At 64.1% G+C, this 12,190-nt stretch carries 13 protein-coding genes, 1 tRNA gene and 1 pseudogene; 6 read left to right on the top strand and 9 right to left on the bottom strand.

Annotated features, from left to right (window positions below; translation table 11 throughout):
* Positions 1-331 (top strand): annotated as a pseudogene (locus KUL97_RS06740) (photosystem II D2 protein (photosystem q(a) protein)); the annotation flags it as partial.
* Between the two features lie 58 nt (positions 332-389).
* Here the strand turns inward: KUL97_RS06740 and KUL97_RS06735 are convergent.
* The 5 genes from KUL97_RS06735 to minD form a co-directional block, all read right to left on the bottom strand.
* Positions 390-2,084 (bottom strand): DUF2079 domain-containing protein, encoded by a 1,695-nt coding sequence (locus KUL97_RS06735; protein WP_254896289.1) that lies wholly within the window; start codon positions 2,082-2,084, stop codon positions 390-392.
* Positions 2,085-2,151: 67 nt separating this feature from the next.
* A tRNA-Thr gene (locus tag KUL97_RS06730) sits at positions 2,152-2,223 on the bottom strand.
* A 27-nt stretch (positions 2,224-2,250) separates the two neighbouring features.
* Entirely contained in the window at positions 2,251-2,454 is a 204-nt protein-coding gene (locus tag KUL97_RS06725) for a response regulator transcription factor (RefSeq protein ID WP_217796217.1), read from the bottom strand.
* Between the two features lie 34 nt (positions 2,455-2,488).
* Entirely contained in the window at positions 2,489-2,818 is a 330-nt protein-coding gene (gene minE, locus KUL97_RS06720; RefSeq protein WP_217796216.1) for a cell division topological specificity factor MinE, read from the bottom strand.
* 4 nt (positions 2,819-2,822) lie between these two features.
* Positions 2,823-3,647 (bottom strand): septum site-determining protein MinD, encoded by an 825-nt coding sequence (minD, locus tag KUL97_RS06715; RefSeq protein WP_217796215.1) that lies wholly within the window; start codon positions 3,645-3,647, stop codon positions 2,823-2,825.
* Positions 3,648-3,758: 111 nt separating this feature from the next.
* Here minD and KUL97_RS06710 point away from each other — a divergent pair, with 111 nt between their 5' ends.
* From KUL97_RS06710 to KUL97_RS06700, 3 genes are read left to right on the top strand one after another with little or no spacing between them, the layout of a single operon-like run.
* Positions 3,759-4,757, top strand: coding sequence for a phosphatidylserine/phosphatidylglycerophosphate/cardiolipin synthase family protein (locus KUL97_RS06710; protein ID WP_217796214.1), 999 nt, complete (start codon positions 3,759-3,761; stop codon positions 4,755-4,757).
* A complete protein-coding gene (locus KUL97_RS06705; RefSeq protein ID WP_217796213.1) occupies positions 4,757-5,311 on the top strand; it encodes a chromate transporter in 555 nt (184 codons plus the stop codon). The genes KUL97_RS06710 and KUL97_RS06705 overlap by 1 nt, the downstream gene beginning before the upstream one ends.
* Entirely contained in the window at positions 5,308-5,910 is a 603-nt protein-coding gene (locus tag KUL97_RS06700; protein WP_217796212.1) for a chromate transporter, read from the top strand. Before KUL97_RS06705 ends, KUL97_RS06700 begins: the two co-directional genes overlap by 4 nt.
* On the opposite strand, the gene minC is transcribed toward KUL97_RS06700, so the two are convergent.
* The 3 genes from minC to ctpZ are packed head-to-tail and all read right to left on the bottom strand — an operon-like array spanning position 5,900 to position 9,061.
* The gene (gene minC, locus KUL97_RS06695; RefSeq protein WP_217796211.1) at positions 5,900-6,565 is read right to left on the bottom strand and encodes a septum site-determining protein MinC; all 666 of its coding nucleotides are present in this window, start codon (positions 6,563-6,565) and stop codon (positions 5,900-5,902) included. The genes KUL97_RS06700 and minC overlap by 11 nt on opposite strands.
* Positions 6,566-6,575: 10 nt before the next feature.
* Positions 6,576-7,838, bottom strand: a complete 1,263-nt coding sequence (locus tag KUL97_RS06690; RefSeq protein ID WP_217796210.1) for an HD domain-containing protein — start codon at positions 7,836-7,838, stop codon at positions 6,576-6,578.
* Entirely contained in the window at positions 7,838-9,061 is a 1,224-nt protein-coding gene (ctpZ, locus tag KUL97_RS06685; protein WP_217796209.1) for a carboxyl-terminal processing protease CtpZ, read from the bottom strand. The genes KUL97_RS06690 and ctpZ overlap by 1 nt, the downstream gene beginning before the upstream one ends.
* A gap of 77 nt (positions 9,062-9,138) precedes the next feature.
* Here ctpZ and petB point away from each other — a divergent pair, with 77 nt between their 5' ends.
* Together petB and petD are read left to right on the top strand one after the other, a co-directional pair.
* The gene (petB, locus tag KUL97_RS06680; protein ID WP_010304807.1) at positions 9,139-9,819 is read left to right on the top strand and encodes a cytochrome b6; all 681 of its coding nucleotides are present in this window, start codon (positions 9,139-9,141) and stop codon (positions 9,817-9,819) included.
* Between the two features lie 122 nt (positions 9,820-9,941).
* Positions 9,942-10,424 carry a cytochrome b6-f complex subunit IV gene (gene petD, locus KUL97_RS06675; RefSeq protein ID WP_010304803.1) on the top strand — a complete coding sequence of 161 codons (483 nt, stop codon included), beginning with the start codon at positions 9,942-9,944 and terminating at the stop codon, positions 10,422-10,424.
* 78 nt (positions 10,425-10,502) lie between these two features.
* Here the strand turns inward: petD and KUL97_RS06670 are convergent, their stop codons facing one another.
* Positions 10,503-11,954 (bottom strand): glycoside hydrolase 100 family protein, encoded by a 1,452-nt coding sequence (locus KUL97_RS06670; RefSeq protein ID WP_217796208.1) that lies wholly within the window; start codon positions 11,952-11,954, stop codon positions 10,503-10,505.
* Between the last annotated feature and the right edge of the window lie 236 nt (positions 11,955-12,190).

Here is a 12,190-nt window from a genome sequence, read left to right as displayed (position 1 = left end):
CTATTCGATGGTCACCGCCAACCGCTTCTGGAGCCAGATCTTCGGGATCGCCTTCTCCAACAAGCGCTGGCTGCACTTCTTCATGCTGTTTGTGCCGGTGATGGGTCTGTGGACCAGCTCCATCGGCATCATCGGCCTGGCTCTCAACCTGCGTGCCTACGACTTCGTGTCGCAGGAAATCCGCGCCGCTGAGGACCCCGAGTTCGAGACCTTCTACACGAAGAACATTCTTCTGAATGAAGGTCTGCGTGCCTGGATGGCACCGGCTGACCAGCCGCACGAAAACTTCGTCTTCCCTGAAGAGGTTCTGCCCCGCGGTAACGCTCTCTGATCGTTCCCTGGTTCGATCCGTTTCACTCAGCCCCCGCAAGGGGGCTTTTTGTTTGCGTTTAACGCTTTGAGGCGTCGCCTTCGCGCTGCATCTGAGCACGGGCCTTCTCAAACTGCTGACCCACGCAGCTGGCTCCCGCTTCGGCGCTGGGCTCACCCTTGGGATCAGCCGCAGCGCTCAGGTGGCGCAGCACGATGCCGCGTTGATTGCAGCGGTGCACGCGGTAGTTCCCACTGGCCAGCAGAGCCTGAGTCTTCTCCTGGCTGCGGCGAACCCAGGCGCCGTTGCGGCGGAACGCTGGGGCGTAATCAGCGTTGAAACCCGGCTGGCTCACGATCCACTCGGCAGGCCGTTCCTGTTGTTGTTCATCGGTGTAGGCGCTGTTTTCCGGAAAGCGCAGCAGCACACGCCGCTCGGCCAAGAGAGGCACGAGGTGGGTTTCGGCAGCAACACTGGCGTCCTGAGGAATGGTGCGCAGAAGCTCACGGGTTTCGGCGCCCCGTTGCAGTTGTCGCCAAGGGGAGATGTACACCCACGGCTGCACGCTGTCGGGGATCAGCGCCGAGAGGCTGCGGTGCGGGTTGCCGGTGATCGTGAACAGCACCGACAGCACAAGAGCCGTGCGCCACAGCCGCTTCAGCCAACGCTCATGAAATAGCGCCGGATGCTGGGCCCACCAGAGGATGCCGCCGGCGAATACCCCCGGCACCAGATACAGCACAAAGCGCAGATTCACCGCCAGGGCATTGCCCCCCTGGGAGCTCAGCGCCACGAACAGCGGACCTGCCATCAGCAGCCAGCCATCCACGCCAGCCGCCGGCAGAAAGGCCAGGGGCAGCCAGAGGGTGATCAGGAATTTGAACGTGGGGCCGATGGGTTGCACCAGCTCCTGCAGCAGCAGCAGCGGTTGGCTCACCATCGCCTTCAGGGCATCCAGTGTGGAGCCCCGCCCGTTTTGAGCCGCCAGAAATTGGCCGAAGCGTTCATCCATGAACCGCACCGACACTTCGCTGCCGAACAGCGGCATCACGTGATTGGTGATCGTGACCACCATCAGCGCTGAGTAGAGGCACAGCCCCAGTCCGGCCCAGCGCCAGGCCTGCCGCTGGCGTACCAGCATCCAGAGGCCGAAGCTGAAGCTCAGCAGCCCTACGTCTTCCCGCACCAGCGGCAGCAGCAGCGCTGGGACGCCATACAGCCAGGGATTCCTGCGCCGAATCCCAAGCAACAGGCTGAAGCTCAGCAGCGGGATGGCGCAGAGATCGTGGAAGTTCTCGAGCGTTGGGCCGATCACGATCCCCGCGCAGAAGTAACTGATGGCGATCCAGTTAGCGAGGCGCGGCTCCAGATCTTCCTTGGCCAGCTGGTGAAGCACCAACCCACCGGCCGTGAGCAAACCCACCTGGATCAGCGGCAGGCTCCACACCCCCAGCAGCAGCACCAGGGGCAGCCAGAGCATCAACAACGGCGTGAAGTGCTGCCCGAGGTGGTAATACCCCAAGGTGGGCAGTGCCTCGCGGTTCACCAGCACCGGCGTGGAGAGTTCGGAGGCGAGGGTGCTTTCAAACGGTTTCCCCAGATGGCCGTTCCAGATCTCCTGCAGAAACAGGCCCTGGTCGTAGGTGGCGTTCAGGCTCCAGAGCCGCCAGCCCTGCAGGAGCAGGCCGATCAGGAGAAACAGCCCAGCGGCCATCAGCACGCTGCGCTGGGGCTCACGCCGCTGGAGAGGGAAGGGCGTCCGCGTGGGCTTCAAGGCGGAGGGGCGAATCCAGCCGATTCTCCAGGATTCCGCCTGGTGGCTGAAACGCCCTATCCCTTCAAGCCGGCTAACGGATTTGAACCGATGGCCTTCGCTTTACAAAAGCGCTGCTCTACCACTGAGCTAAGCCGGCAACGGAGGTGTTCCTCCGGCGAGGAGCTTATCGCTCGGCCAGAGCCCAGAGCAGCAGTTGGGTGCGGCTTTGACAGCCGGTTTTGGCCAGCAGGCGGGAGATGTGGTTCTCCACGGTGCGGGGGCTCAGCACCAACGCCGCGGCAATGGAACGGTTGTTGCGGCCCTTTAGCAGCTGCTGCAGCACCTGATCTTCGGCCGGGGTCACGGCGGCCAGGATGTGGGAGGGCATGGCGGTTGTGGGCGCGATGCCCTGAGCATTCCCCTCAGGCCTGGCTGGCGGTCCACACCGGATCGCTTTCCCCCTCCTCCTCGGGCTGCTCTTGAACGGGCAGAGACTTGGTGCGCCGGATTGGCAGATTGGCCACCAGGGCGGTCACGCGGTCTTCCGTTTCCAGGCTCACGTCGCCTTCCTCAATGTCGATCTCCACGTAGCGGCTCACCACCTCGAGGATCTCGCGCCGCATCTGCTCGAGCAGCTCGGGGTTGAGGTCGCTGCGGTCGTGGGCGAGCACCAGCTGCAGCCGTTGCTTGGCGGTGGTGGCGCTGGCGGGCTGACGACCGAGCAGCTTGTTGATGAAATCGCGCAGGGTCATCGGCTCAGAAGATCTTGGTTTGCATCAGGCGGCCGAGCTTGGCCCGCAGGCCGCGCCGCACCTTGGCGGGATCGATCAGGGGCACGTCTTCCCCGCAGACGCGCCGAGCGATGTTGTTGTAGGCCTGAGCGGCAGGGGAGCTGCTGCCGTTGAGCGTGAGTGGTTCGCCGCGGTTGGTGCTCACAATCACCTGTTCGTCTTCCAGCACCAGCCCCAGCAGCGGCAGGGCCAGGATGTCGGTCACGTCGTCGACGGCGAGCATCTCCTGGTTGGCCATCATCTTGGGCCGCACCCGGTTGAGCACCAGCTGAATCGGCTTGATCCCGCGGGTGTTGAGTAGGCCGATCACCCGGTCAGCGTCCCGCACGGCGGACACTTCCGGAGTGGTGATCACGATCGCCTCTTCCGCTGCGCCAGCGGCGTTCTTGAAGCCGTCTTCGATGCCGGCGGGGCAGTCGATCAGCACGATGTCGAAGCTCTCGCGCAGCATGCCCACAATCGTTTGCATGTCTTCGGGCTTGAGCCACTCGAGCATGCGTGGATTGCCCGCCGGCAGCAGCGCCAGGTTGGGTTCGAGCTTGTGCTTCACCAGGGCTTGATCCAGGCGGCAGTTGCCGGCTAGCACTTCCTGGGCTGTGTACACAATCCGGTTCTCAAGCCCCAGCAGCAAGTCGAGGTTGCGCAAGCCGAAGTCGGCATCGAGCACGGCGGTGCGCATGCCTTGGCGGGCCAGGGCGATGCCCAGGTTGGCGGTGAGCGTGGTTTTCCCCACGCCCCCCTTGCCTGAGCAAATCAGGATGGAGCGGCTCCCCGAGGTGGTCACGGGCATGGTCTGGAATCGAGGCAGGTTAAGGCCATTTCCCGGCTTGGCTTGGTGTCGCTCCTACTGGGCAAAGGCTTGGGACGCCCTTTAGAACAGGCCTACGTCCAGATCTGAGTCATGGTCGCCGCCCTTAGCGGTCAGCAGCGTCTGCTTGTGATGCCCGACGACGGCGGCGCCGCGGTGGTGGAGCTGCTTGATCAGGCCCGCGAGGAACTGCTGCTCAAACAGTTCAAGCTGCAGAGTGAGCAGATCGAGCAAGCGCTCTTCCGTGCCCGCGAGCGCGGCGTCCGGGTGCGGGTGATGCTCAATCCCCACACCTCCGGCGGCGATCGCTGGAACGATGAAGCCTTCGCGCTCCTTCAGAGCCACGGCATCGAGGTGGTGTGGACCAGCGAATGCTTCCCGGTGACCCACGAGAAATCGATCGTGATCGACGGCCATGCCGCCTTGATCGCCACGTTCAACCTCTCGGAGAAATACTTCACTGAAACCCGCGACTACGGCGTGATCAGCCACGACCCGGTGGTGATCGAACAGGTGCGCGCTGGCTTTGAGGCGGATTGGCATCGCAGCTTTTTTGAACCGCGTCTCGATGTGGGGCTGGTGTGGAGCAATGCCCACAGCCGCGGTCAGATGGCCCGCGTGATCGATGCCGCCCGCAAGACCCTCTGGATTCAGCACCCAAAATTCGTGGATGCCGTGATCCTCGAGCGGATTGTGGCGGCGCGGGAGCGCGGCGTGAAGGTGCGGGTGCTCTGCGGCGGCAAGCATGGCCTCAGCGATTGGGATGTGTACGACACCTTCAGCTCCCTGCGGGTGATGGAGCTGTTTGGCGTGAAGATTCGCCGCCAGAAACAGCTCAAATTGCATGCCAAGTTGATCCTGGTGGATGGCCAATCAGCGATGACTGGATCGATGAATATCGATCGCAGCGCCTTCGATGTGCGCCGTGAGCTCGGGATCGAAATCGATTGCCCCAAGGTGATTCGTCGTTTGGCTACCACCTTCGAGGCCGACTGGGAGGCTGCGAAGAAATACAGCGCTCCTGACCCGCTCGATCCCAGCTATCACGAGCACGGTGAACTCGCGCCCGATCCCCACTTTGTCCACAACTGATGGCTGAAGACGCCCAAAGGCCCACCCATCTGCAGTTGTTTTTGGGGATGCAGCAAGTGGCCCTCTCCTCCTTCGGTGGGGGGCTCTCCGCCTGGAGTGAGCGCATCGTGGTGGAAGAGCGCCAGTGGATGGGGAAGGAAGAATTCATCACCGGCCTCACGGTGGCGCGTCTCTTCCCTGGGCCCAATCAGATCAACATGGCGGTGTATATCGGCAGCCGCTTCCGCGGATTCACCGGTGCGATCGCAGCCCTACTGGGCATCCTGCTGCTGCCGTTCAGCTTGTTGATGTTGCTGGGCCTTGGCTACTACTACCTGCACGCCACCCTGGCCGTGGATCGGGTGCTGGCCGGGGTGATCACAGCCTCCGCTGGCATGGCCCTGTCGATGGGCTTCAAGATCGCCGGGGCCTACGCCCGCGATCCCGTGGCGATGGTGTTGGCCGGCGCCAGTTTCATCGCCATGACCGTGTTTCATGTGCGGTTGGTGCCCCTGGTGTTGGTGGCCGGGCCGTTGGCGATGGCCTGGTACTGGCCCCGGCAGGAGACGCCATGAGCGCGAGCGTTGCGGCAACAGCCGCTTGCCAGGCCGTGCAGCTGGGTGATTGGCGGGAGCTGTTCGCTGTGATCGGCGACTTTCTGCGTCTGTCGCTGTTTTCGCTGGGGGGCGGCAACACCCTGCTGAACGAATACCACCACATGGCGGTGGATCAGTACTGCTGGCTCAGCTCCCGCCAGTTTGCGGAGATCTATGCCATCGCTGAGGCAGCGCCGGGTCCCAGCTCAATGATCGTGGGCCTGCTGGGGATGGGAGCGGCTGTTCAGGAAGGCCCCCTCTGGGGAGTGTTAACCGGATTGATGGCGGAGATCTCCATCCTGTTGCCGTCCACCCTGCTGATGGTGGTGGCGGCGCTCAGCTGGAATCGCCTGCGCCACAGCCCCTGGCGGGTGGCGTTTGAGCGCGGGCTGGGGCCGATCACCCTGGGCATCCTGTTTGCGGTGGGCCTGAAGATCCTGCGCATTTCCGATCACGACATGCCCGCCTATGCGGTGTCGCTGGTGGTGTGTGTGCTGATGCTGCGCACCAAGATTTCACCGCTCTGGTTCATGGCCATCGCTGGCCTGATGGGAGCACTGGGACTGGTTAATCGCTGACGCGTTCTGCCTGAACGGGCCACTGCGGCTCGGCCGGTTCGATCGCGATCGCTCCGCCGCGCAGCACAGCCTGTTCACAGAAGCCTGGAGGCGGTTGATCCTCGGGGCCACGAGCGACGGCTGCCGCGATCCGCAGCTGCAGCGGCCGCAGCTGCAGTGCCACGATTCGGGCTGTGCCATCGCCTTTGCTGCCGGCGTGGGCGACGCCACGCAGGCGACCCCAGACCCGCACATCCCCGCCGGCACTCACCCGCGCTCCTGGATTCACATCACCGAGCACCAGCAGAGATCCCTCCACCTCGAGATGGTCGCCCGATCGCAGGGTGCCGCGATGGATGGTGAGCGCTGGGGGTTCGCCAGGTGAAGCCTCCGGTTTGGCTCTGGCTCGCGTCAAGCCAGTGTCCAGTCCCTGTGATGCGGCGGCCACCAGCCCGAGGGCTGTGGTCGCCTGCACCCCCACCAGCTCCATGTCGGCTTCGCGCAGCCGTTGCTGAATGCTCTGCAAGTCGGGAAGCGTGAGCACCCGGTCGTTGCAGTGGAGCCAAAGGCTGCCGGGCGTGCTCTCGCGGTTGAGCCAGGCGACTACCTCCTCCAGCGGTGAGGCGGTGCTGAGGGCCTGGGGCATCAGCTCCAGGTGGTGGGGGCCGGCTTGCATAGCCAGCAACTTAAGAAGCTTCTTCGCCGGCTTCCAGGGCCAGCTGCTGCCGCAGGGGGGCGGTCACCTCGGGGGGATGAATCAGCCAGGCGCTTTCGGTGGGGGTGCTCAGGCTGCTCACCAGGCTTGAACGCTGCTCCAGGGCGGTGAGGTGCTGGCCATCCCAGAGCCGCAGCCCGCCGCGATAGGGGTGATACCCGCGGTTGCGTTGGCTTTGCAGGCCGCAGCACAGATCGCCTTGCAGCCCGGCCTGCTCACTCAGGCGCTGGGCGAGGGCCAGCAGCTCCAGGCGCCGCTCGCGGCTGAGCCGGCTCACATCACTGGCTTTGAGCAGCCGGCGATCCAGCACGCGTTGGCAGAGCACCTGCAGTTCGCTCGGCCCCTCCTCTTTCCAGCGCTGCAGGTGGTAACCGGTGCGGTGGTCGTCATTGCCCAGAAAGTCGTGGAGGTTGAGGGCATCGGCATGCCAGAGCCAGCGCTGCATCACCCCATCGGCCCACACCTGCTCCGGCCCCAGTTGGCGGGCCACGGCGATGCAGCGGCTCAGGAGCCAGTTGCACACCACGTTCAGCCGGTGGTTGTACACGCTTCTGTACATCAGGTTGCGCACCACCAAGTAGTGCTCAACCGCCATCAAGCCTTTGGGGTGCAAGGCCAGGCTGCCGTCAGGCGCCAGCGTGAGGCTGGAAAGGATCCGCTCGAGATCCAGTTGGCCGTAGCGGGTGCCGGTGCTGTAGCTGTCGCGCAGCAGGTAATCGAGCCGGTCGCAATCCAGCTGGCTGCTCACCAGTGCTTTGATCGCCGGGCAGGGGGAGCGGCCGTGCTCCAGCAGATCCGCCACGGCCTCGGCGGTGCCAGGGGCGTAGTGCTCCAACGGCTCCCGCAGGCTCGGGTGCTCGCGGATCAGCCGCGCCGACCAGGCCTCGTGGTGCAGTCCATACATCTCCTCGCCGGAGTGGCTGAGGGGGCCGTGGCCAACGTCGTGCAGGAGGGCTGCGGCATAGAGCAGCCCGGCGTGTTGCTCGAGTTCGGGCCGAAACCGGCTCAATTCCCGCAGGGCCCGTCGCGCCAGATCCAGCACCCCGAGCGAATGGGTGAAGCGGCTGGATTCGGCCCCATGAAAGGTGAGGTAGGCCGGCCCCAGTTGGCGGATGCGGCGCAAGCGCTGAAACGGGGGGGTATCGATCAGGGCAATGGCCAGGGCTTCCGCCGGCTGCGCGCGATCGAGGCGAATCGCTCCATGCAGGGGGTCGTGATAGGTGCGCGATCCCATCAGAGTGTTGGCTCCAGCTGCCGTTGCAGTTGATCAAGCGCCTGGCTGAGCCAGGCATCCCCCGTGCCTCCGGGGTCGAGCGGTTCGGGCTCGGGTAGCCGCTGATCCGGCTCAATGCCCAGGTTCTGGATATCTCGGCCGCTGGGGGTCACGTAGCGGGCCACGGTCACCGCCAGGCCGCTGCCGTCGCCCCCCAAGCCAATCAAGGTTTGGATCAAGCCTTTCCCGAAGGTGCGGCTACCGAGCAGCGGGGAGCGTTCATCGTCCTGCAAGGCTCCGGCCAGGATCTCGCTGGCGCTAGCGGTGCCCCCGTTCACCAGGGTGAGCATCGGGCCGCCGTACACCAGTCCGCGGTTGGCCTGCTGGGGATCACTGAATCCGTCGCGGTTGCGGGTCTCCACGATCGGAGCGCCATCGAGCAGTTGATCCGCTACGGCCAACCCGGCGCTCACTAGGCCGCCGGAGTTGTTGCGCAGATCCAACACCAGTCCTTCGATGCCTTGCTCTTGCAGGGCGTTCAGGGCGGAGGCCACCTGCTGCGGCACCGGTTCGGCGAACTGGGTGATGCGCAGGTAGCCCAACCGGTGGCCGTCATGCTCGATCAGTCGCTGGCGCACGGGCAGCAGATCCACCCGCCTGCGCTGCAGCTCCACCTCCCGCGCCCGGCCCTCAGGCGGCTTGATCTCCAGCAGAACAGTCGTTCCTTCTGTCCCACGTAGCCGCGCCGCGGTGCTCTCCAGTCCCAGCTCTGCCGTGGCGGTGCCATCCACCCGCACCAGTTCGGTGCCGCTCACGATCCCGGCTTCGGCGGCGGGTGATCCCTCCAGCGGAGCGATCACCACCACGGTCGTGTCGTCCTGGCGGATCCCCAATTGCAGGCCCACGCCGCTCACGCTCCCCTGGGTGCTGGCCTTGAGCGCCGTGAAATCGCTGGGTCGCAACAGGCGGGTGTAAGGGTCGCCGATGGGGGCGAGCATCCAATCAATGGCGTCGTAGGCATCGGCGCTGCTTTGGATGGAACGCTCCAGCGCCTTCTGGCGGAGCCGTTTCCAGTGGATCGTGTCGAAGCGATCGGGATCCACGTAGCTCTGGTTCACGAGCCGCCAGCTCTCCACGACGAGCTGTTGGCCGTCGTTCAGAGCCCAGGCAGGAGCAGCATTCCAGCTCAGCAGCAGAAGGCTGCAGAGCAGGGCCCACGCCCGTTGGCGGATGCGCTGAGCCATCGGTGTCACAGGCTGTGCAGCGCTCACGGGCCCCCGGAGGTGATCGGTAGACTCTGCCAACCAAACCCTCTCGCTGCATGGCGAATTCATCGCCCGCCTCCGGCGGAAAGTCATCGCCCGTCTACGACTGGTTCAACGAGCGCCTGGACATCCAGGAGATCGTCGACGACGTCGCGTCGAAGTACGTGCCGCCCCACGTCAACATCTTCTATTGCCTGGGCGGCATCACCCTGGTCTGCTTCCTGGTCCAGTTCGCGACCGGTTTCGCGATGACCTTCTATTACAAGCCAACCGTGGCTGAGGCCTATGCCTCGGTGCAGTACCTCATGACCGACGTCAGCTTCGGCTGGCTGATCCGCTCCGTGCACCGCTGGAGCGCCTCGATGATGGTGCTGATGCTGATCCTCCACGTGTTCCGCGTGTACCTCACCGGTGGCTTCAAGCGCCCCCGTGAGCTCACCTGGATCACCGGCGTCACCATGGCCGTGATCACCGTGTCGTTCGGTGTGACGGGTTACTCCCTTCCCTGGGACCAGGTGGGTTACTGGGCCGTGAAGATCGTGTCCGGCGTTCCTGCTGCCGTGCCTGTGGTGGGCGACTTCATGGTGGAACTGCTCCGCGGTGGTGAGAGCGTTGGCCAGGCCACCCTCACGCGCTTCTACAGCCTGCACACCTTCGTGATGCCTTGGCTTCTGGCCGTGTTCATGCTCATCCACTTCCTGATGATCCGGAAGCAGGGCATCTCCGGTCCCCTCTGATCTGTTGCCTCGGCCCGGGTTTCGCATTGTTGCGATCCCGGGTCATGGTCTCCCTGTCGCTGCGGCGGCTCATTCAAGGCTCTTAGCCTTCCTTCAACACGGCCACTTCACCGGTCACTTCCATGCACGTCCTCAAGAAGCCTGATCTGAGCGATCCCAAGCTGCGGGCCAAGCTGGCCAAGGGCATGGGTCACAACTATTACGGCGAGCCGGCCTGGCCCAACGACCTGCTCTACATCTTCCCGGTGGTGATCCTGGGCACCCTCGCCTGCTTGGTGGGCTTGGCTGTCCTCGATCCGGCCATGCTGGGTGACAAAGCTGATCCCTTCGCTACTCCTCTGGAAATCCTTCCCGAGTGGTACCTCTACCCGGTCTTCCAGATCCTGCGGGTTGTTCCCAACAAGCTGCTGGGTATCGCCCTTCAGACCATGATCCCCCTCGGTCTGATGCTCATCCCCTTCATCGAGAGCTTCAACAAGTTCCAGAACCCCTTCCGCCGTCCCGTGGCCATGGCTGCCTTCCTGTTTGGCACCGTGTTCACCATCTATCTCGGCATCGGTGCTGCTCTGCCCATCGACAAGTCCCTCACCCTGGGCCTGTTCTGATTCGAGCTCACCGGGTTCATCCCTTGATCTCAAAACCCCAGCTACGGCTGGGGTTTTTTAATGCCTGCTCAGCGGCGGTCAGTCACGGTTGATGTCCAGCAAGGCGGCATCGCTGGGGTTCACCCGCAGCAGATGATGCAGGAGCAGGAAGCCCACGATGGTCCAGGTCTGGTAGGTACGGGCCTGCTGGCCCACCCAGGTTCCGGTAGGGCCATCGAAGTATTCAGCCCATTGCTGGCGGGGCAGCTGGTTGAGCTGCATCCAGTAGCACTCCTCCAGCATCGCCCGCATCTGCCCCATCAGCAGCACATCGGCCTGGGGGTAGCGCTGCTCGTGCAGCAACAGGGCGCCGCCCAGGTACCAGAGCAGGCTGGGCCAGTGGCCACCGTTGTGGTAGCTCCAGGGCCAGTTCTTGGGATCGGAGCCGGTTTTTTCGCTCCACTCGTCCCCTTCCAGCGGTGGATGGCAGATCCGCATCGGCATCTGCGCCATCAGGTGTTCTCGGTTGTGCAACACCAACCGAAACAGCGCCCGTTGCTGGGGGGCGGTAATCAGTTCAAACAGGCAGGCCAGGCAATTGCCCAGGCTGTAGAAGCGAAAGTCGGGTCGGCCAGTGCGCATGTTGCCGATCAGGTAGCCGCCTCGGTTTTCCAGCCAGTCCTGCAGCCAGGGGGGAATCACCTGCGGCTGCACATTGAATTCATTGAGGGCCTGGGTTTCTCCGTATTGCTCCGTCGGCCGCCGCCGCAGCACCTGCATGGTTTTGCTCGTCACCCAGTAGTGCTTGAGCAGATAGCGCCGCAGGTCGTGCTTCCACTCGCGGGTGAGCACCAGGCGTTGCTCCAGGAGCCGGCTGTTGTGGCTTTTCTGGGCCAGGGCCATCAGCTGGCAACAACTGCTGAGGCAGCCGTAGAGCAACACCTCGACCTCGAGAGGTGCTCCCCACACATCCATGGGGCGATCAATCATGAAGGCGCAGTCCGGAACAAACAGCACCGGCGTGCCTTCGAAGGTGGGGTGCAGCACCAGATCCAGTAAGAGCTGCACCCCCCGCTGCACCCGTTGACTGGATCCGAAGTCCCAGTCGCGGCTGCGCCTCACGTAGAGCCAACACAGCACTGGCCACCACAGGCTGGCGTCCACCGAGGTGATCCGCCCAATGGACCGTTGGCCGTAGTCGGCCACCAGCTCACCGTTCTGCTCTACAAAGCTGGTGGGGAACACGCCGCGGGTCTGATAAGCGCTGCTCTGGAGTTCCAGGCAGGTTTCCAGGAAGTTCCGCACGATGGCGAAGCGTCCTTGCACCAGTAGGAGCAGCATCACGGGCACGTTGTCCCGCAGGAACACCTCGTCGTAGTTGAGGGCGTGATCCTTCCCGCCGGGGTGGCTGAGGGCTGCCATCGATCCCACCAGCTCGCCACGGATGCGGATCAGGGTGCGCTCAAAGTGCTCGTGCGCAGCGCTCACCACCGCTTCCTCACGGGAGCTGGGGCGTACCCGTAGGCGTTCTTGGCTGAACTGCCTGGCCATTCGACCTCCAGCCTCAGGGCCTGACTTCCCTAAACCCTAGAAATGGCAAGCGGTCTCGTCATCCCCTGCTGTAGGGGTTGACACCATCCCGGCAGCAGGTGTTATGGTTTTGGACTGCGCGGGAGCCGAGAGGCGAACGCCGCAGGAACCGAAAACCCCGAGCAATCGGTGTTGTAGGTTCAACGGGTGGCCGAGAGGCCACGCGGAACTGAAAGCCGAGACACTCGGTGATGTAG

The organism is Synechococcus sp. HK05 (genome assembly GCF_019104765.1).
Taxonomy (GTDB): Bacteria; Cyanobacteriota; Cyanobacteriia; order PCC-6307; family Cyanobiaceae; genus Vulcanococcus.
This window is presented reverse-complemented; position numbering and strand designations above follow the sequence as displayed.

What these genes read in the sequence shown, in the direction of transcription:
- minE (WP_217796216.1), bottom strand. Translation starts at nt 2,818, where the DNA reads ATGACCCTGCGCGATTTCATCAACAAGCTGCTCGGTCGTCAGCCCGCC.
- KUL97_RS06700 (WP_217796212.1), top strand. Translation starts at nt 5,308, where the DNA reads ATGAGCGCGAGCGTTGCGGCAACAGCCGCTTGCCAGGCCGTGCAGCTG.
- KUL97_RS06725 (WP_217796217.1), bottom strand. Translation starts at nt 2,454, where the DNA reads ATGCCCTCCCACATCCTGGCCGCCGTGACCCCGGCCGAAGATCAGGTG.
- petD (WP_010304803.1), top strand. Translation starts at nt 9,942, where the DNA reads ATGCACGTCCTCAAGAAGCCTGATCTGAGCGATCCCAAGCTGCGGGCC.
- minC (WP_217796211.1), bottom strand. Translation starts at nt 6,565, where the DNA reads ATGCAAGCCGGCCCCCACCACCTGGAGCTGATGCCCCAGGCCCTCAGC.
- KUL97_RS06710 (WP_217796214.1), top strand. Translation starts at nt 3,759, where the DNA reads ATGGTCGCCGCCCTTAGCGGTCAGCAGCGTCTGCTTGTGATGCCCGAC.
- minD (WP_217796215.1), bottom strand. Translation starts at nt 3,647, where the DNA reads ATGCCCGTGACCACCTCGGGGAGCCGCTCCATCCTGATTTGCTCAGGC.
- KUL97_RS06670 (WP_217796208.1), bottom strand. Translation starts at nt 11,954, where the DNA reads ATGGCCAGGCAGTTCAGCCAAGAACGCCTACGGGTACGCCCCAGCTCC.
- KUL97_RS06705 (WP_217796213.1), top strand. Translation starts at nt 4,757, where the DNA reads ATGGCTGAAGACGCCCAAAGGCCCACCCATCTGCAGTTGTTTTTGGGG.
- petB (WP_010304807.1), top strand. Translation starts at nt 9,139, where the DNA reads ATGGCGAATTCATCGCCCGCCTCCGGCGGAAAGTCATCGCCCGTCTAC.
- KUL97_RS06690 (WP_217796210.1), bottom strand. Translation starts at nt 7,838, where the DNA reads ATGGGATCGCGCACCTATCACGACCCCCTGCATGGAGCGATTCGCCTC.
- ctpZ (WP_217796209.1), bottom strand. Translation starts at nt 9,061, where the DNA reads ATGGCTCAGCGCATCCGCCAACGGGCGTGGGCCCTGCTCTGCAGCCTT.